Origin of the sequence: Gilliamella sp. ESL0405 (assembly GCF_019469205.1) — a bacterium.
GTDB lineage: Bacteria > Pseudomonadota > Gammaproteobacteria > Enterobacterales > Orbaceae > Gilliamella.
Genome location: NZ_CP048265.1, coordinates 87,776 through 106,586, shown reverse-complemented (window position 1 = coordinate 106,586; position 18,811 = coordinate 87,776). Strand labels below are relative to the sequence as shown.

At 35.4% G+C, this 18,811-nt stretch carries 18 protein-coding genes and 1 tRNA gene; 10 read left to right on the top strand and 9 right to left on the bottom strand.

Translation table 11 applies throughout. The features are described 5' to 3' along the window. Positions 1-11: 11 nt before the first annotated feature. From GYM74_RS00510 to GYM74_RS00485, 6 genes are all read left to right on the top strand, one after another. On the top strand, positions 12-977 hold the full coding sequence (locus GYM74_RS00510) for a bile acid:sodium symporter family protein (protein ID WP_220218573.1): 966 nt from the start codon (positions 12-14) through the stop codon (positions 975-977). A 130-nt stretch (positions 978-1,107) separates the two neighbouring features. Further along, positions 1,108-2,511, top strand: coding sequence for a DHA2 family efflux MFS transporter permease subunit (locus GYM74_RS00505; protein ID WP_220218572.1), 1,404 nt, complete (start codon positions 1,108-1,110; stop codon positions 2,509-2,511). 4 nt (positions 2,512-2,515) lie between these two features. Then, the gene (locus tag GYM74_RS00500) at positions 2,516-3,148 is read left to right on the top strand and encodes an MBL fold metallo-hydrolase (protein ID WP_220218571.1); all 633 of its coding nucleotides are present in this window, start codon (positions 2,516-2,518) and stop codon (positions 3,146-3,148) included. 151 nt (positions 3,149-3,299) lie between these two features. Then, positions 3,300-3,887, top strand: a complete 588-nt coding sequence (locus GYM74_RS00495) for a biotin transporter BioY (RefSeq protein WP_220218570.1) — start codon at positions 3,300-3,302, stop codon at positions 3,885-3,887. Continuing rightward, on the top strand, positions 3,871-4,449 hold the full coding sequence (locus GYM74_RS00490) for a YiiX/YebB-like N1pC/P60 family cysteine hydrolase (protein WP_220218569.1): 579 nt from the start codon (positions 3,871-3,873) through the stop codon (positions 4,447-4,449). Before GYM74_RS00495 ends, GYM74_RS00490 begins: the two co-directional genes overlap by 17 nt. A 95-nt stretch (positions 4,450-4,544) precedes the next feature. Next, positions 4,545-4,620, top strand: a tRNA-Asn gene (locus GYM74_RS00485). Positions 4,621-4,940: 320 nt separating this feature from the next. Here the strand turns inward: GYM74_RS00485 and GYM74_RS00480 are convergent. The 7 genes from GYM74_RS00480 to GYM74_RS00450 form a co-directional block, all read right to left on the bottom strand. Further along, the gene (locus GYM74_RS00480) at positions 4,941-5,348 is read right to left on the bottom strand and encodes a hypothetical protein (protein ID WP_220218568.1); all 408 of its coding nucleotides are present in this window, start codon (positions 5,346-5,348) and stop codon (positions 4,941-4,943) included. A gap of 457 nt (positions 5,349-5,805) precedes the next feature. Continuing rightward, positions 5,806-6,006, bottom strand: coding sequence for a hypothetical protein (locus tag GYM74_RS00475; RefSeq protein WP_220218567.1), 201 nt, complete (start codon positions 6,004-6,006; stop codon positions 5,806-5,808). A 2-nt stretch (positions 6,007-6,008) separates the two neighbouring features. Then, positions 6,009-6,773 carry a hypothetical protein gene (locus GYM74_RS00470; RefSeq protein ID WP_220218566.1) on the bottom strand — a complete coding sequence of 255 codons (765 nt, stop codon included), beginning with the start codon at positions 6,771-6,773 and terminating at the stop codon, positions 6,009-6,011. A gap of 294 nt (positions 6,774-7,067) precedes the next feature. Next, positions 7,068-8,096: a hypothetical protein gene (locus tag GYM74_RS00465; RefSeq protein WP_220218565.1), complete on the bottom strand. Its 1,029-nt coding sequence runs from the start codon at positions 8,094-8,096 to the stop codon at positions 7,068-7,070. A 369-nt stretch (positions 8,097-8,465) separates the two neighbouring features. Next, on the bottom strand, positions 8,466-9,056 hold the full coding sequence (locus GYM74_RS00460; RefSeq protein ID WP_220218564.1) for a hypothetical protein: 591 nt from the start codon (positions 9,054-9,056) through the stop codon (positions 8,466-8,468). 76 nt (positions 9,057-9,132) lie between these two features. After that, positions 9,133-9,807: a hypothetical protein gene (locus GYM74_RS00455; RefSeq protein WP_220218563.1), complete on the bottom strand. Its 675-nt coding sequence runs from the start codon at positions 9,805-9,807 to the stop codon at positions 9,133-9,135. A 90-nt stretch (positions 9,808-9,897) separates the two neighbouring features. After that, a complete protein-coding gene (locus GYM74_RS00450; protein ID WP_220218562.1) occupies positions 9,898-10,200 on the bottom strand; it encodes a hypothetical protein in 303 nt (100 codons plus the stop codon). 383 nt (positions 10,201-10,583) lie between these two features. Between GYM74_RS00450 and GYM74_RS00445 the strand changes: the two genes are divergently transcribed. The 4 genes from GYM74_RS00445 to lysS all read left to right on the top strand — a co-directional run bounded on the left by GYM74_RS00445 (position 10,584) and on the right by lysS (position 15,277). Beyond that, positions 10,584-11,312, top strand: a complete 729-nt coding sequence (locus tag GYM74_RS00445) for a type 1 glutamine amidotransferase (RefSeq protein WP_220218561.1) — start codon at positions 10,584-10,586, stop codon at positions 11,310-11,312. Positions 11,313-11,835: 523 nt separating this feature from the next. Beyond that, positions 11,836-12,462, top strand: a complete 627-nt coding sequence (locus GYM74_RS00440; RefSeq protein ID WP_220218560.1) for a Fe-Mn family superoxide dismutase — start codon at positions 11,836-11,838, stop codon at positions 12,460-12,462. Between the two features lie 171 nt (positions 12,463-12,633). Further along, positions 12,634-13,732 (top strand): peptide chain release factor 2 gene (prfB, locus tag GYM74_RS00435; protein WP_370634030.1). Its coding sequence is split into 2 segments (ribosomal slippage): positions 12,634-12,708 and positions 12,710-13,732, totalling 1,098 coding nucleotides; the frame shifts between segments, so codons are not numbered across the junction. Between the two features lie 30 nt (positions 13,733-13,762). Beyond that, positions 13,763-15,277 (top strand): lysine--tRNA ligase, encoded by a 1,515-nt coding sequence (gene lysS / locus GYM74_RS00430; RefSeq protein WP_267336486.1) that lies wholly within the window; start codon positions 13,763-13,765, stop codon positions 15,275-15,277. A gap of 250 nt (positions 15,278-15,527) precedes the next feature. Here the strand turns inward: lysS and GYM74_RS00425 are convergent, their stop codons facing one another. Together GYM74_RS00425 and GYM74_RS00420 are read right to left on the bottom strand one after the other, a co-directional pair. Further along, positions 15,528-16,661: a hypothetical protein gene (locus GYM74_RS00425; RefSeq protein WP_220218559.1), complete on the bottom strand. Its 1,134-nt coding sequence runs from the start codon at positions 16,659-16,661 to the stop codon at positions 15,528-15,530. Positions 16,662-17,513: 852 nt separating this feature from the next. Next, positions 17,514-18,761, bottom strand: coding sequence for a uracil-xanthine permease family protein (locus tag GYM74_RS00420; RefSeq protein WP_370634038.1), 1,248 nt, complete (start codon positions 18,759-18,761; stop codon positions 17,514-17,516). Positions 18,762-18,811 lie beyond the last annotated feature (50 nt).

Below are 18,811 nucleotides of genomic sequence, written 5' to 3'. Positions count from 1 at the left end.
GGCAGATTCTTATGGCTAAACGTTATAATCAACTGTTTGTTCAATCCCTAATATCACTTACACGCCTATTCCCTTTATGGGCAATAGTTTGTGCATTTATCGCCTATTTTTTCCCTGATACTTTTATGCCTGTGAGGCCCCATACTTCACAACTTTTAATGTTTGTGATGTTCACAATGGGCGTTACGTTAAGTATTGATGATTTTAAACGGGTGGTAACCAAACCCAAAGCGGTGGTGATATGTACGCTCTTGCACTATATCGTCATGCCATTAACTGCCTTGATTTTATCTAAACTCTTTACCATGCGACCTGAGTTATTAGTCGGTATGGTGCTGGTTGGTAGCGTGGCAAGCGGAACGGCATCAAATGTAATGATCTATCTGGCTAAAGGCGATGTGGCGTTATCTATTACCATTTCTTCTGTTTCAACACTTGTCGGCGTTGTAGTTACCCCTATTTTGACACTTTTACTCGTCGGGACAACCGTTGAAGTGCCGGTTTGGGGTATGTTGGTGCATATTGTCCAAATCGTTCTTATTCCTATAATGCTAGGCTTACTTGTTCACCATTTCCTTAATCCTGTCGTAAAAAAATGTGAGCGATTTTTACCTTTAATGTCGATGATCTGCATATTACTTATTATTTGTATTGTAGTTGCAGGTAGTCATGCGCAAATTGGTCAAGTTGGCTGTACCGTTATGTTTGCCGTTATTATTCATAATGGTTTAGGTCTCATTGGCGGATACTGGGGCGGACGTTTATTTGGCTTTGATGAATCAACCTGCCGAACGATGTCGCTGGAAGTCGGCATGCAAAATTCAGCCTTAGCAGCAACACTTGGCACAACCTATTTTTCAGCACTATCCGCACTACCTGCTGCAATATTTTCAGTTTGGCACAATATTTCCGGATCCCTACTTGCTGGCTATTGGCAAGGCAAACCTGTTAAAAATAAGAAAAAAGCCAACAATTAATTTATATTGTTGTAAAATGATTTTTAACTGCTCTCCAAAGTTTACCTAAACAAAACTGGAGAGCTCATTTTCGGGGATTGCTTCCAATCCCTACACCCGGCATATCAAATCAAATTTAGGCTAAACAAAAATGAATAGCGAATTACAGTTACCACCGTTTGTGTATCGAATTTTACCTTGGATTGCAGCTTTTGCTTTTTTTATGCAGTCGCTCGATACCTCCATTTTAAACACAGCATTGCCGACTATGGCAACAGATTTAAATCAATCGCCATTGAATATGCAATCCGCTGTGATTTGTTATGCATTAACCCTTGCCTTATTTATTCCGGTCAGTGGGTTTTTATCCGATAAATTTGGTACAAGAAATATTTTTGTCATGGCAGTAACGCTCTTTACCTTTGGCTCATTGCTATGCGCATTATCCAACTCATTAATTTTTCTGGATATATCTCGAGTTATTCAAGGTATTGGCGGTTCGATGATGGTGCCGGTATCTCGTTTAGTATTAATCAAAGCATTCAAGCGTAGCGAATTTTTAGCGGCGTTAAATACCGCAACGATTCCCGGTCTAGTCGGGCCGGTTGTTGGTCCTGTTTTAGGTGGCTATTTAGTCGATATGGTTAGTTGGCATTGGGTCTTTTTTATTAACATTCCCATTGGTGTTTTAGGTGTAATAATAAGCTGGAAATACATGCCTAATATAAAAGGTGAGCGCATGCCTTTTGACTTGCTTGGCTTTATCTTTATTGTTATCACTTTTATCAGCGCAACGTTAGGGGTCGAGTTATTAAATGAAGGTCAACCTGCTTACATTTCGTTAATTCTTGCCGTTGTCAGTATAATATTTTTAATCATTTATCGTTATTATGCGAAAAACAAACAAGCGCCATTATTTCCATTAACACTTTTTAACATCCGTACCTTCAAAATAGGCATTATAGGCAACCTAATTTGTCGATTAGGCATTTCCGGCGTGCCATTCCTTATCCCACTGCTATTACAAGTCGGCTTTGGTTATTCCGCTATATTTGCCGGTATCATGTTGGTGCCTATGGCGGTTGCCTCAATCTGCACCAGAATATTTATCCCACATGTTTTAGGTCGATTAGGCTATCGTTTTGTACTAATTACAAATACTATTTTAGCCGGCCTGTTAATAATTTTAATGTCAGAACTCAACGCTTCAACACCATTAATATTTATTGGCCTACTGCTTTTTTGTATTGGTGGTGTTAATTCCATGCAATATACCGCAATGAACAGCATCACATTAGCGGATTTACAAGGAGAATCAACCAGTAGCGGTAATAGCCTTATGGCCGTTAATCAACAATTAGCAATCAGTTTTGGCACCGGTTTAGGTGCTGTCTTGGTAAGATTGATAAGCCGTTCAACCAGCACAATTCACGCTTTTCAATTAACATTTGTTATACTAGGTGTCGTGACTGTATTATCCAGTATAATATTTGCTCAACTCACAAAACAAGACGGAAAAAACTTAACCGCTCATCATCAAGAAACAAGGAGATAAATGTATGTTTCAGTACCAAATTATTCCGGTGACGGCTTTTCAAGAAAATTGCAGCATTATTTGGTGTGATCAAACAATGGAAGCGGCCTTTGTTGATCCTGGTGGTGAGCCGGAATTACTCAAAAAAGCGGTTGAAAAGTTAGGCGTAAATATTAAACAAATTTTATTAACCCATGGCCACTTAGATCATGTCGGAGCGGCTGTTGAATTAGCTAATCATTATGATGTCAACATTATTGGCTCTCAACAAGAAGATGAATTTTTGTTTACGTCTTTACCTGAGCAATGCATACAATTTGGTTTCCCCTTCATTAACCCTTTTTTACCCGATCGTTGGCTAAAAGAAGGTGACAAAATTCAAGTTGGCAACATCTCGCTTGATGTACTTTTCTGCCCCGGTCATACGCCCGGCCATATCGTGTTTATCAATCATCCGGATAAAATAGCCTTTGTGGGTGATGTGTTATTTAATGGCAGTATAGGGCGAACAGATTTTCCTAGGGGCAATCACGCAGATTTAATTTCATCAATTACTCACAAATTACTGCCACTTGGCGATGATTTTATTTTCGTACCCGGACATGGCCCGATGTCTAGCTTTGGACATGAACGACTCAATAATCCATTCTTAGTTTAATCTCAAATGGCGCTATGCTATCACTGATTATTAGGGTGATAGCTAACATTATTTCCAGTTCAGTTGTAAACTATTTTTATAGAAAATTGTTTACAATAATCAATAATGCTTTATTATGACCAGATTAATCATGTATCAAAGGTAAAAAATAATGAAGCAACAAATGACAACTTATTACCCTACTTTTATCACAACGCTGGTTAACTTATCTACCTGGCAACGTAAGCTACTTACCACCACCAGTGCGGCACTACTGTTAGGGCTGGCAGCCAATATTAGCATTCCTACTTACCCGGTTCCGTTTACTTTACAATCGTTAGCAGTACTGCTTATTGGCGCTTTTTTAGGCCGTAAATTAGGTGCATTAGCCATACTGCAATATCTACTTTTAGGTGCGATAGGATTACCATTATTCGCCAATGGTAGCGGTGGTATTATGGCTCTGGCATCACCTTCGGCAGGTTATTTATATGGCTATGTGTTTAGCGCTTATCTAGCCGGATATGCAGCAGAAAAAGGCTATGACCGCCACTTTATTCTGGGCTTAATTGCCTTTGCATGCGCACATCAATTGCTTTTCGTATTTGGGGTGGTGTATTTAATGGGCTATTTACATATTAGCTTTGTAGAAGCATTTAAAGTGGGATATCTACCATTTGTAGGGGTTGATGCATTAAAATTTATTATTGCGACCTTTACAATGTTTTCACTTTGGCGTTATCGTGCTAAAAAACAATAATATTAAGTGCGGTGATATTCTCTTCCAGTATTTAAGGGAAGAGAATACATTTAATGGTGCGGTTAGCTATAGTGGTTCAGCGCCCAATGACAATGAATTGATGAATAAAATAAATCATGTAGGATTATATATTGGTCAAAATATTGTCATTGAAGCCATACCTAAAAAAGGCGTAATTAAAAATACACTTAACCGATTTTTGACTGCTGGTAGATACAATATAATTGGTACCATTAATAACCAATTAGTGATAAAAAACGCATTAATGCGTATCAAAGCTTGTATAGGCTTCCCTTATAACGATAGTTTTGATGCTAATGCCAAAGGTTTTTACTGTAGTGAACTAATAACTTATGCCTTTAGGCATCAAACGGGCGAAGATTATTTTCAATTATATCCAATGAATTTTAAAGATTTAACCACAGATCAGTTTATACCTTATTGGATCGATTATTACCGAAATCTTAAGCAAACCATTCCGCAAGGTGAGCTTGGTTCTCATCCACAACAGTTATTAAGACAAAAGGAATTATTCAAGACAATCCTAACACTTGAATGCTAATAAATGGAGGTAATAAAAAACTGAATAACAATTTAAAATAATTTAACTATTGACATAGCGCCATAAAATCTATAATATGCGCGCTACATTTCGGTTCCTCCATAGTTCAGTCGGTAGAACGGCGGACTGTTAATCCGTATGTCACTGGTTCAAGTCCAGTTGGAGGAGCCAACTTTCCACTTTATCTCATATCGATATATCTCTATTTAATTATAAGTCAATATATTATGTTTTTTCGGGTTCAAATGCGGGTAAGCAAAAATGCTCATTTTGTTCATCACTAATCTATCTTGTCACCTCTAAAGCGTCAGAGCCTTCGGGTGTATGTAAATGGAATAAATAACTTTCATTAGTTCTTTTGGAGAAGTTACGAAACCTAATTAAAAGTATTAAAAATTTATTCATTATTTCCAATCTACATTGTTATTTTTTATCATGCTTTTATATTAAGATTAATCTATTGATTGGACTAATATCCAAGCATTGAATTATTATTTAGGTATAGTTGAAAGTTCTTTTAACTCGACTTCGTACAAATCATCAAAGTTGTATATTTTTTTAGATATTATTTTATTTCTTTCATATTGCGTAATGATTTTGTAGTCTTTACCGAACTCGTCGGGGTGGTAATATGTAGTTTCTATCAATTCGCCTTTTTCATTATATTTTTTCCATAACCCAACTTGGATTCCTGTACCATTATAACTTCCTTGACATCCTGATAATTTTAATTTTCCATTTGGAAAATACTCTATTATAGGTTTTTGACATGAAGCACTATCAGTTGATAAAGTTTTATTAAAATCATGTTCATTTTCGTCTGCAAAACTTTTATTGCATGAACATGAAATGAATACTATTGCAAATAGTAAATTTAAATTCTTTTTAAAATTGCTCATAATTAAAATTTTTTTAGGTTTTTTTCATCCAAATGATTGTATTTACTATTTAATGGATCGATTCAAAATTGCCATTTTTATTTATTTTAAATTTTAATAAATGTGATTCTATTTTAGGTACTGTGGCGTGTTTGATAATATTTCCTCTATCATCAATTAAAACCTCATTTTTAGAAAATTCTTGAATGAATATATTTCCATCTTTATCAATGGCAAAATCATTCCAGTAGGTGACTTCAAATGTGAATCTATTGTCTATTAATAAAGCATCAATCCTATTTCCTGCATGATCATAACTGTTTATTTAAAAAAAATAAACAGGGATATTCTGACTCAACCCATCCTTCGTATATAATCCCTGTAACTCTATGTAAACCAATTGAAACGTCTAACACAGGGTAATAATATTTTGATATTGAATAATAATCATGAAAATTTTTAGGCTTAATATTTTTTTCTAATTGGGTAAATTCTTTTTTTCCAAAAATTGAGCATTTATTTTATAAGTACCCGTATTTTCATCATAAGAATAAAATTTCTTTAACCCATCAGATGTAAAAGGCAAAGTATGTTGAATGGCGGTATTTTTCGTACTGCCATTTGAACTACCGATGATAATTAGCATAAAAAACAGAAAAAGAAGGATATGTTTCTTCATTTTTAATCTCTTTTATAAACTTCAATCATTTTATTATCCATAAAGTCTGGTGATTGAAAATAATATTTTTTATCCTTAATAAACAGGGTAAAGATAAAATCGCCTTGTGTTTGTTCTTTTGCTAATCCTTGATAGGCGCAAATATTGTCATCGTCTTTTAGGAATAATGGTAAATCATAATCAAGCGTATTGAGTTTAATCTTAGTATCACTAATAGTAACAGTTAAATTAGTGGAAAAATAATGACCATTAAAATCTTTTAAGGTAGTTGGTTGATATTGCGAAATAGTGTTAATTGCTGTTTGATAATGTTGTTTGTAGCGTTCTTCTAACTCAGGATGTTGTTCAACTAATGCTTCGGTGACAAAGTCCCCTAGAAAGTATCGAGAATTTTTAGGATCTCGATAAGAATATAGTTGTGATTGTTCAGTGTGCTTATCGGTAAGTAAAAACCATGACTGCGAACCTAACAGGATATCATAAAGTTTATTATTTTTCGTTAATTCAGCTTTAATATAGATACCATCAGGGGTAAAACCATAGAAATGTTCAAAATTAACATCATCAGGTAAGTACTCTTCGTGCTTATTTTGAGTAATTTCGAGAATATTGTCTGCACTTAAATTCCAATCTAAACACATTTGATAATAAATTAGATTTCGAAATTTTAAATCATGACATGACTTAGAAATATTGGTAATCTCATCTTGCGCTTTACAAGAGAAAATTATTAATAAGCTTGTTATCAGTATTAAAAATTTATTCATTATTTTACGCTTAAACTGTTAAATTTTTTTATATAATTAATGCCAATAATTCATCATTTTTTTATTTACATCTTTTCCTTCATTTGGATCTTTTGCACATAAATCTTCGTGACATTTTACATCATCTATTGTTAAATTATAGTGTTGTAAAAGAAATTTAACTAAACAAGATAATGACTTAGCTTGCTCTTCTGTTACCTCCTGCCAATAGCCGTGAGGTAATATTGTTTACTTACCACCATTCATATTTATGAGGGTGATAAGCATAATAATCATTTGTTTACTACACAATCTTTAATTCAATTCATCAATTTCTTTATCCACAAATTTACGTTCGACAAGCTCACCGTCTTTATAGGTTTCTGTGTACAAAAGTTTGCCTTTTTTAGCAGAAGATAGATCCTTAGAACCATCTAATTTCTTTTGATAGTCTAATTGATAACATTTCCGGACACCATCAAGTAAACCATTTTTATATTCCGATTCGAGATAAATATAACCGATATCTAGAGGCGCATATTTACTGCCTGTTATCTCTATCCATACCCCCTCGCGAGTATGGTTTTGAACTAAACCTTCCTCTGTAACATTAAGATCTGTATTTTGAAAAGAACCATTAGTATCATAATAACGGATGAATTTGCCTTGGGGGGTGAGTTGATATGTTCTTTTTTCTTTAGCAGCACTGTCTGTCTCATTACTGCCAAATCTCCTAATAATTATTTTCCCATTATCATAATAGAAAAATCGATAGCCTCTACTCAGATCATTTCCATATTCGTAAGTGGCTACTAATCTATCCACAATTTGATGAGAGCTGATAGATATAATGGATTGAAAAACAAGATGATTTCCATACTCGCAATGGTTGCATTCTAACTCAAGGTTCTCGGTGGTGAGTAGAAACAGATCAAACTGAGGAAAGCCGGCTATTTTTTCCACATGAACTGTAATCTTCTGGTTTAAAATATCGTTGATATTAAATGGGATATCATAGGAATCCTGAACAATCTGCTTTAAATTTTCTTGGGTTAAAGTAATCTTATAGGATTGTTCTGATTGGGACTGCTTATCTAAATTTCCGGCCAATTCATCAAAAGCTTTTTCACTCCCCGAACGTTCATTTTCTGTGTCTGCATGTTGCCAATGTGTGGCAAAAGGATATAAAACATGTTTATCACCAATTGGCGGGCTGGCAAGCGGAGCTTGCATAATTTGGGTAATAAAATGGTCTTTTTTATTTTTATTAATCGGTTGGCTATTCGCCATTTGCTTACAACCTATCATTAATAGGATGGTGAAACATACTATTATCAATCTCATTGCCAATATTCCTTGTTTATTTTTTACAGTGTTTCCCCCGTACTTTAAAAACGCTTGTATAGAATAACGAGTGCAGTATATGAGTGCGGTTTTCAGAATTTATGGAGAGTATATACCTGATTTCAGATAATAGTGAATTTATTTCTTCTTTATTTTAGGTGGATTTTTAATTGATAAGTTACTTTGAATAATAACAATTTTTGCCAATATATTTTTTTATTATCACGCATATTATGCACGGCAATCCATAGTAAAAAAATCCTGAATAATTATATATCATTTAGTCGCAATAAATTGGTATATCATTATTCAGGATTTTTATGTTGATTTTCTATAAAACTATTTAAAACTAATTCTTTTTTAAAACTATTATTTTCTATTGCGTAATACGCCATATTTGAAGTAATCTTCCATTCCTATATTATCCTCAGTATTGTAATCAGCAGGTATAGGGCAGTCCAATATTTTGGTTTCAATTGGTAAAGGTTTTAATTTTACTTCCTTAGTGACTTCATAAATTTTTTCAATCTCAAAAAAAACATTTTCTTCATCAAATGTACCCAAGCAAATTCCATTTTTATTATTTTCTAATCGAACATCAATAGAATATACATATTTATTAGCAACGAGGAGCACATCTCTTAAAATGTCATTTTTATCATATAAGAGAATATAAAAATTTTTATGATTATCTTTAATTTCAATGGGTCGAACATAATAAAACTCTGCATCAAGACCAAAAGTATCTGGAAGCATATAGTCTTCATTATTAAGATTAAAAAGCTTGTCTAACTCTTTTGATTTAAAATAATCATTATTTCGATCATATTGTGCTTCATAGACAAATTTTGTATCTATATATTGATTTTCGTAGGCATTACAACCGAATGGTAAAAAAATTGCTAAAAATAAACTAATCAAATAGTTTTTAATTTTTATGGTAGTGCGGTTTATTTTCATTTTCATCATCTTTATCTTTGGTATTATAGGAATTTAGTCTAATTTTTGCCGATATATTTTTTTATTACCACGCATTTTATGCACTGCAATCCATAGTATAAAAATCTAGAATGGATAAATACCATTTATTATCTAATTGGGTTAGATAAAATATAAAAATATTTTTTTCATGATTCGGTATTATACCTGGAAAGTTTTCTATATAAACAACTTTAACTGTTTTAGGGGCTATTATATCGGCAATGGCTTGATATTCCTCCCAAACAGGATTTTTTTCAAATTGATAGTGTTTTAGTTCCCAATGATAATAATCAAGCGCTATTTTTAAAGCCTCAATATTTTTTTCTTTTGAATTGGCATACAGACCTAGTTTAGTGACTTTTTCACTACATGGATCAAATGTAGGATATTGTTCATATTGTATTTTAGGATTGCCAGATATTGAAAAACCTAGCAATTCATCGTCTACCCAAGACGGTATTGTATTTTCAATTATTTTATTATTCGATTTAAATTGTTCAATTCTTCTCATTGTTGGGCTGGTACTTCCATTATATACAATGAAAAGACCTATATCTTTATTAATATATTGGTTAATTTCTTTAAAATTCTTTTTATTAAAAAGGTCAATAAGTTGATAAACCGTAGCATCAAAATGTGGGATTGTTTGAGTCACTGCTGATTGATTTTCTATTTTTTGACTACATGCTATGTTAGCCAAAGACAATAGAATCAGTAATAATATTCTCATTTTAAAATTGTTTCCTTTTACTATTAAGTCGACTGACAGGAAAAGCAAAAAAATTCAAACCCCAAAAAGTAATATGTGGTAAAAATTGCTTCATAGGGTTTTCTCTTTTGTATTTTTACGTTTTAAAAAAAACAGTATAAGTAAAACTGAAATATAAAGAATTAAAGGAATCTTATAAATCATATCAATGATATTTTGTCCTATCATTTCATTTTCATCAGAAAACAAAACATAATAACTATTGTAACTTAAATCATTAATATAACTATAGTTTTCAGAAAGAGGATTTAATTTTAGCGCCAAAAAGACAGTAGGATCATCCTTGCAAATAAGAATTTGGGTAAAACATTTAATTAATAGTAATAGTATTATTAACATCTTTAATAATTTCATTTTGTCATCCATTTATAATCTTATTTGATAGATTGAATTGTGAATTTAATCCAAGAATACCCTTCATAAATATTACTTTTTTCATATTCTTTTCTTCCAATAATATAATGATATTCAATATCTACCCAATTATTTTTTACAATATGTCATTTTTCTACATCATTGCGCTAAAACCATAAAATCTCTCGCTGGAGCCAATTTTAGGAATTCTGAAACCTGTTAAAGCAGATTTTTATACCAAATATCTCCCCAGCTCCCGCATAATACGCCAAATCTTCACTATTGTATTTCTTAATAAAAGATTCATAATAAACATCGCGCTTAATTGTCCATATTCAATATAGAGTAGGACACAGATCGATAAGATTAAAGGAGATTTACCAATGCATGTGCACTTTATCATCCACGAAGATTTCGAAGCACCTGGCGCATATGAGCAATGGGCAAAAATGCATCAACACACCATTAGTTATTCTCGTGTTTATCTTGGTCAGCCGCTTCCCGATAAGATAGATAAGATTGATATGTTGATTATCATGGGCGGACCACAATCGCCAGCAACGACAAAAAAAGAGTGCCCGCATTTTGACTCATTAGCCGAGCAGGCCGTCATATCTACGGCAATTAAATTACAAAAAATAGTCATCGGTGTCTGTCTTGGCTCGCAACTAATTGGTGAAGCCTTAGGTGCATATTTCGAGCATAGTCCGGAAAAAGAGATTGGCAAATTCCCAATTACGTTGACCGAAGCAGGCAAAAGAAATCCGCTTTTTTCTCATTTCGGTGATAGTTTGGCGGTCGGCCACTGGCACAATGATATGCCGGGTTTAACTCAAGATGCCAAAATCATTGCTTATAGTGAAGGCTGTCCACGACAAATTATTGCTTATGGCAAATTGGTGTATGGTTTTCAATGTCATATGGAGTTAACCCATGAAGTGGTTGAAAAGTTGATTGCCCACTCGCAAAATGATCTTAATCAAGCCGCTAAATATCGTTTTGTTGATACCGAAGATAAATTACGCAGTCATGATTACAGTAAGATGAATTATAAACTCTTTGTTTTCTTAGATAAACTTACCCAACTTTACCTATCATCAACCTCAAATTAAGAGGTTGATTGTTCATTGTAATAATTGTAGTTAGGCGAAATGATCAAGTAGATAAGCCAGAAAAACGGCGTAATTTGAGGCTAAAATTAGGTAAAAGTATTTTACCTTAAAACGTAAATTTCATTGGTGGAAAAATCGCAAGTCATTTAGTGTCGCCGATCTTAATAATCGTTCATATTGCTACTTGCATAAAAAACATCATCCGGTTTTATTCAGACAGCTAAAAGATATAGATATGTATTTGCAATATAACAAAATGACCAATCTCCGTTTAACATTGAAAAACTTAATAGCTTATTATCAGGAAGTAAAATTAGTCAGCGAAAATGATGCTATTATGATGTCTATCCCACGCCTAACCAATCATGACACTCATTAATATTAAACGCTAAATTGGTATAAATTGATTAATTATTAAATAGTCATTAACTATCTAAACAATAGATTGTGAGTAAAACAATTTAACCGTATACTCAATTAATTAAAGCAATAACTAAAATCTAATTTTGAAAGGAGTATCCTCATGGCCTATACATTACCACCACTTCCTTATGCTTATGACGCATTAGAACCGTATATCGATTCAGAAACGATGCATCTTCACCATGACAAACATCATCAAACTTATGTCAACAATGCTAACGCACTTTTAGAATCTTTACCGGCCGAACTCAAAGATTTATGCCCTGAAACTTTACTTCAAAATTTAGACAAAGTACCAGCAGACAAACTGACTGGAATTAAAAACAACGTGGGTGGTCATGTTAATCACACCCTATTTTGGGAACTACTCAAAGTTGGTACTGAACTTAAAGGCGAACTAAAAGCAGCGATTGAGAAAGATTTTGGTTCAGTTGATGCATTTAAAGAGAAATTTTCAAACGCCGCTGCCACTCGTTTTGGTTCTGGTTGGGCTTGGTTAGTATTGCAAAATGGCAAACTAGAAGTTGTCTCTACTGCAAATCAAGATTCACCGGTAATGGGCGAAAAATTTTCAGGTGTTTCAGGTACGCCAATTTTAACTTTAGATGTGTGGGAACACGCTTACTATTTGAAATACCAAAATCGTCGTGTTGATTATATCGGTGCATTTTGGAATGTCATTAACTGGGACAAAGTTGCTGAGTTATACGCTCAAGCTAAAAAATAGACTTTTTAAACTTCATACCCTCCTGTTTGATCAATGACGCTTTAAGCGTCATTTTTTTCTTAATTAAGCTCATTGCATTGACCCGATAACAAATTGGCAATTGCTAAAATATACTTAAATCCGCTACAATGGGCGATTATTTAAATATCAGAAAACCGAACAAATTAACACATGTTTGAAATTAATCCGATAAAATCCAAAATAGCCGAACTTACCGAGCGCACAAACGTGATTCGGGGGTATCTTTGACTATGATCTCAAGAAAGAGCGGCTTGAAGAAGTCAACGCCGAATTAGAACAGTCCGAAGTTTGGGCAGATCCCGAAAAAGCACAAGCGTTAGGTAAAGAACGAGTCACACTTGAAGAAATCATAAATACTATCAACTCATTAACCCAAGGTCTTGACGATGTCGAAGGTTTACTTGAACTTGCTATTGAAGCCGAAGACCAAGAAACTTTCGATGAGGCTAATACTGAGCTTGAACAGTTAGAAAAGAAACTGGCCGGACTTGAGTTTCGCCGTATGTTCTCCGGTGATTATGACAGTGCCGATTGTTATTTAGATATACAGTCGGGGTCTGGTGGTACTGAAGCGCAAGATTGGGCTGAAATGTTACTGAGAATGTACTTACGTTGGGCTGAATCGAAAGGATTTACAACTGAGGTTATGGAAGTTTCTGACGGTGATGTTGCCGGCATTAAATCTGCGACAATCAAAGTATCGGGTGACTATGCTTATGGTTGGTTACGTACCGAAACCGGCGTACATCGTTTAGTTCGTAAAAGCCCATTTGATTCAGGTAATCGCCGTCATACATCATTTGCATCGGTTTTTGTCTATCCGGAAATTGATGATAATATTGATATCGATATTAACCCCGCTGATCTTCGTATTGATGTTTACCGAGCATCCGGCGCCGGCGGACAACATGTCAATAAAACGGAATCAGCTGTTCGAATCACGCATGTGCCGACGGGAATTGTGACGCAGTGTCAAAATAACCGTTCTCAGCATAGTAATAAAGATCAGGCCATGAAACAGTTAAAAGCAAAACTGTACGAACTTGAGATGCAAAAGAAAAACGCTGAAAAACAGCAGATGGAAGAAAACAAATCTGATATCGGTTGGGGCAGTCAAATTCGTTCTTATGTGCTTGATGACTCAAGAATTAAAGATTTGCGTACCGGCGTTGAAACGCGTAACACTCAGGCCGTTTTAGACGGTGATTTAGATCAATTTATTGAAGAAAGCTTAAAAGCAGGTTTATAAACCGCTTGGTTATAAATAAAAGGTAAAATTATGTCAACACAGCAAGAGCAACAAAACCATATTGAAGAGTTAAATAACGAACTAGCTATCCGTCGTGAAAAGCTAGCAAATATTCGCCAGCAAGGTATTGCTTTCCCAAATGATTTTCGTCGTGATGCTATTTCAAGTGATCTTCATAAATTGTATGACGATAAAACCAACGAAGAATTAATTGAAAATAAAATTACCGTTACCGTTGCCGGCCGTATGATGATGCGCCGTATTATGGGTAAAGCTTCTTTTGTTTCTTTACAAGATGTTGCGGGACAAATCCAACTTTATGTGACCCGAGATGATTTACCTGAAAACTATTATAACGAGCAGTTCAAAAAATGGGATTTAGGCGATATTGTTGGTGCTAAAGGTTATCTATTTAAAACCAAAACAGGGGAGCTTTCGATTCACTGTGAAGAGATTCGTTTATTAACCAAAGCGCTACGACCATTACCGGATAAATTTCATGGCCTTGCGGATCAAGAGATGCGTTATCGTCAACGTTATTTGGATCTTATCACTAATGAAGAATCAAGAAATACCTTTATCGCTCGCTCAAAAGTGGTAACTGAAATCCGTAACTTCATGTTAGAAAACCACTTTATGGAAGTTGAAACCCCAATGATGCAAGTGATTCCTGGTGGGGCATCAGCTAAACCTTTTATTACGCATCATAACGCCCTCGATTTAGATATGTACTTACGAATCGCACCAGAACTCTACTTAAAACGTTTGGTCGTCGGTGGCTTTGAGCGTGTGTTTGAAATTAACCGTAACTTCCGTAACGAAGGGGTTTCGCCAAGACATAATCCGGAATTTACCATGATGGAAATGTATATGGCGTATGCCGATTATAAAGATCTGATTGTATTAACCGAAGCACTATTCCGTCGCTTAGCTATCGCGGTAACCGGTGATGCAGTTGTACAATACGGTGAACACACTTTTGATTTTGGTAAACCATTTATCAAAATGACCATGCGTGAAGCGATTTGTCATTATCGACCAGAAACCAATAATGCGGATTTAGATGATTTTGATAAAGCCTGTGCGATTGCAAAAGCCGTGGGAATCAAAGTGGAAAAAGGCTGGGGGCTTGGTCGAGTTGTGACTGAAATTTTTGAAGAAGTTGCCGAAGCTAATCTGATTCAACCAACATTTATCACCGAATACCCGGCAGAAGTCTCACCACTAGCTCGTCGAAACGATGAAAACCCATTTGTGACAGACCGATTCGAGTTCTTTATTGGTGGTCGTGAAATTGGTAATGGCTTCTCAGAACTTAACGATGCCGAAGACCAAGCACAACGTTTTGCTGATCAAGTATCGCAAAAAGATGCCGGTGACGATGAAGCTATGTTCTATGATGAAGATTATATCACTGCATTAGAACATGGTTTACCGCCGACAGCAGGGCTAGGAATTGGGATTGATAGAACCGTAATGCTATTTACCAATAGCCATACAATTCGAGACGTCATTTTATTCCCAACAATGCGTCCAATTAAATAGTTGCGACTGACTTAAAACTCACTTATAAAAACATAAGTGAGTTTTTTATTGCCAAAAACCTCGCTGCTTAACTTTTTATGTAAAACGCTAAAAAAATAACCCACCCTAGTAAGGTGGGTTTTTCATGCGGGGCTAGGTCACAAAAATGCTTCTTTATTGCAAGGCTACGTTGACTCATCGAGTCAACTAGCCTTTAACAACTTAACGCTATTTCTGCTACTCTCTATTCTCCAATCCTAAGAAATTAGAATTAAGGCCAGACGCAAAGCCCTTTGCTTTTGTTGTAGTCTTCTTTCTCTTCATCGTAGACGCCCCAATCTATAGTACCCTCGTCCCCGAACACAATAAAGTGGTAGGTAATACCAATTGAGTCACCAGTCCAGTACCAGTGGGGAGTAAAATCAGTCTCAGGATAGCTGCGCATAGTACCCCACTCAGTAAAGAAACCTGCACCAATGTGACGCTGGTAAACGTTACTCGGTGAAGGAGGGGTTGCACCGACTGAGCCTTCGCAGCTAACAGCTGCATTGTGACGCTGGCAAGATGCATTGGTTAGATCTTTTACCTTAGGAATCCGATAACCTATATTATTACACCACGCAACTGTATTCGGATGAACATAAAAACCATTACCACGACCGACGAACCACTGCTTTAAGACAAACCCATACTTGACCACAGCATTACCATCACTATCACGGCCAACTAACTCGAATGTCTGAGGTAAAGTAGGTTTAGCAACAGGACCGGGATTATTTAAACCCCACTGAGATTGGGATGCAACTGGGCCTGTTAATGTAACACGAACCCCTGTACTTGTAGAATTGGTCATAGTAGCTGTGATACCACCATGTGAAACTGGAGACCACGATAATACCTGATTATTACCACTAATAGCTAAATCAAAGTACAAATTGTTACCACCAACGGTAGGAAAGTTTAAATCATAAGATGACTGAGGAAGAAAGCCATTATTCGGATCCCACATCGTAGCTGGGCCAGCATAAGCACTTACACCATATTTCAAGCTAGGCTTGGCAAAACAAACCGCAGGCCCCGTCTTAGGATTAACATAATAAGTAACATCATTTGCACTGAAAGTACTACCTTGTGGAATGCCATAACGTGTAGCTAATGTGCTATCAGTGTTAGTTAATTTAACTTGATAAGGTGCCTTACAAATTTCCGGTACTGTATTACGTGATACCGCTTGGTCATATTTATCCACAATAGACAAACTTAAACTACCGGTAGCAGTTATATCACCATCACCATCATCATCCCCCCAATAATAATAAGGCGAACCAATCAATGCACTCAATTCAACTTCATTGGTATCAGTTGGCATTAACATGTTTATATCAGCAAAACTCTGACCTATCACAGGCAACTCGATTGGAGTTGTGGATGAAGTATTGGTTGAAGGCGTGTACTGCACGCCGTTGGATAACGTAATTCCGAGTAGACCATCGGTATCAACTGCGCGAGTGTGACCTCCGTCAAAAGTTAAATACGGCGCGCTACCCTCAATAGGGTTCGACGTTTTAGAGGTTAATGCATGGGCGGAAAAAGAAGTCGAAAACAAAATCGCCACACCTAAAAAAATCTGCTGAGATAATCTTGAACCGTAAGAGAATCGACGAAGAGATCTTAAATTTTGTTTTATTAATGAACTGGAGTGAAAAACGATATGTTGAGAGTTTGAATTATGTGAATTTGAATTAAAGGCTATTTTTTGAAAATTACGAAACATGTTCGACTATCCTGTCAATTATAATTATGATTTATTACTTGATTTTAGTTATCCAACTAAAATGCTATAAAAGTATAGTGACTGGAAAAATACGATGCAATCCCTTTTTCCATAGAAAACAGTTAACTTTAGTAAAGAAAATCGCAGAAAAATCAAACAATGATCGAATAAACACTGCTTTAATTAAAATCCTCTTTAAAAACTTTAAAAAAACATATTTTTTGATTAAAAAAATCCAATCTTAGTTTATAAAATTAACGGTTTTAGTCATTGTATGAAATTTGAGTAGGATGTTGAGCTTCAAAAACCCGGCTTATCAACTTTTTTGCTGTAAAACCTGTCCATCACTTAAGGTCGGATTATTAATGCGGGGCAACATTGCAAGACGGGATTTTAAACTTTAAAAATCCCGTGCCACAATGTTTTGAAAAAAGAAGTGACATTTTTTAGCTATTCATCAATTTAATGATTAGCCACGATTTATTAGTCGGTTGACTTATGAGGTAAGATTAAATTTAGTACAATGGCTAAAATTCCACATAAGCTAATACCTTGTAGCGCATAAGATCCAAAATCAAAGATCATTCCACCAATACCAAACACAAGGACTAATGAAACAATGCACATATTGCGTGATATCGAAAGATCGACCTTATGTTTAATCAATATATTTATGCCTACTGATGCAATCGAACCGAATAAAAGTACCATAATCCCCCCCATTACAACAGTTGGAATTGTACTTAAAAAAGCGCCGATCTTACCAACAAATGACATGAAAATCGCCCAAATTGCCGCCCAAGTCATTACTCGTGTTTTAAAATTACGGGTTAACGTGACAGCGCCAATAACTTCGGCATAAGTGATACAAGGCGGACCACCGAAGAAGCCGGCACTTGAGGTTGCTAATCCATCACCAAGCAACGTTCTTTGCAATCCCGGTTCTCGGGTATAATCTTTTCCGGTTACGGCACTAATGGCCATAATATCACCCACATGCTCAATCGTTGGTGCAATAACAATTGGGATCATATATAAGATAGCTTGCCAGTGAAATTCCGGAAAGGTGAAATCCGGCACTTTAAACCATGGGGCATCAATAATGGGTTGAAAATTGACAATCCCCATTACACACGACAAAGCATACCCCACAACAATACCGGCAATAATCGGCACTAATCTAAAAAAGCCTTTGGCCCAAATTGCCACAATTAAGGTGGTTAATAGTGACGCCATTGAAATCAAAATTAACTGATAGCTTTCCGCTGGTATTCCGCTGTCGGTACCCATTGCCATTTTTACTGCAACTGGTGCAAGCGATAGACCGATAACCATAATAATTGGTCCGGTAACCACTGGCGGTAAAATACGATCAATAACGTGCTTACCGTTAATTTTCACCAGAAAGGCAAAAAACATAAACACAAAACCGGCAGCAACCAGTCCACCCAATGTTGCAGGTATACCCCACTGTGCTACGCCAAAAGAAATCGGTGCGATAAAAGCAAATGATGAAGCTAAAAATACCGGTACTTTTCCTTTGGTGGTGAGTTGAAATAATAACGTCCCCACTCCAGCTGTGAATAAAGCAACATTGGTATTTAATCCGGTTAAAAGTGGTACAAGTACTAATGCACCAAATGCAACAAATAGCATTTGGGCCCCGGTAAAAATATCTTGCCACGAGTGTTTAAGTTGTGATGCATCATTATCGATATTGTCTGTTGTAATTTTAGACACATTGTCCTCTCTTATTCAACTTAATGTTAATCATCTCTATT

What these genes read in the sequence shown, in the direction of transcription:
- GYM74_RS00510 (WP_220218573.1), top strand. Translation starts at nt 12, where the DNA reads ATGGCTAAACGTTATAATCAACTGTTTGTTCAATCCCTAATATCACTT.
- GYM74_RS00505 (WP_220218572.1), top strand. Translation starts at nt 1,108, where the DNA reads ATGAATAGCGAATTACAGTTACCACCGTTTGTGTATCGAATTTTACCT.
- GYM74_RS00500 (WP_220218571.1), top strand. Translation starts at nt 2,516, where the DNA reads ATGTTTCAGTACCAAATTATTCCGGTGACGGCTTTTCAAGAAAATTGC.
- GYM74_RS00495 (WP_220218570.1), top strand. Translation starts at nt 3,300, where the DNA reads ATGAAGCAACAAATGACAACTTATTACCCTACTTTTATCACAACGCTG.
- GYM74_RS00480 (WP_220218568.1), bottom strand. Translation starts at nt 5,348, where the DNA reads ATGAGCAATTTTAAAAAGAATTTAAATTTACTATTTGCAATAGTATTC.
- GYM74_RS00475 (WP_220218567.1), bottom strand. Translation starts at nt 6,006, where the DNA reads ATGAAGAAACATATCCTTCTTTTTCTGTTTTTTATGCTAATTATCATC.
- GYM74_RS00470 (WP_220218566.1), bottom strand. Translation starts at nt 6,773, where the DNA reads ATGAATAAATTTTTAATACTGATAACAAGCTTATTAATAATTTTCTCT.
- GYM74_RS00465 (WP_220218565.1), bottom strand. Translation starts at nt 8,096, where the DNA reads ATGAGATTGATAATAGTATGTTTCACCATCCTATTAATGATAGGTTGT.
- GYM74_RS00460 (WP_220218564.1), bottom strand. Translation starts at nt 9,056, where the DNA reads ATGAAAATAAACCGCACTACCATAAAAATTAAAAACTATTTGATTAGT.
- GYM74_RS00455 (WP_220218563.1), bottom strand. Translation starts at nt 9,807, where the DNA reads ATGAGAATATTATTACTGATTCTATTGTCTTTGGCTAACATAGCATGT.
- GYM74_RS00450 (WP_220218562.1), bottom strand. Translation starts at nt 10,200, where the DNA reads ATGAAATTATTAAAGATGTTAATAATACTATTACTATTAATTAAATGT.
- GYM74_RS00445 (WP_220218561.1), top strand. Translation starts at nt 10,584, where the DNA reads ATGCATGTGCACTTTATCATCCACGAAGATTTCGAAGCACCTGGCGCA.
- GYM74_RS00440 (WP_220218560.1), top strand. Translation starts at nt 11,836, where the DNA reads ATGGCCTATACATTACCACCACTTCCTTATGCTTATGACGCATTAGAA.
- lysS (WP_267336486.1), top strand. Translation starts at nt 13,763, where the DNA reads ATGTCAACACAGCAAGAGCAACAAAACCATATTGAAGAGTTAAATAAC.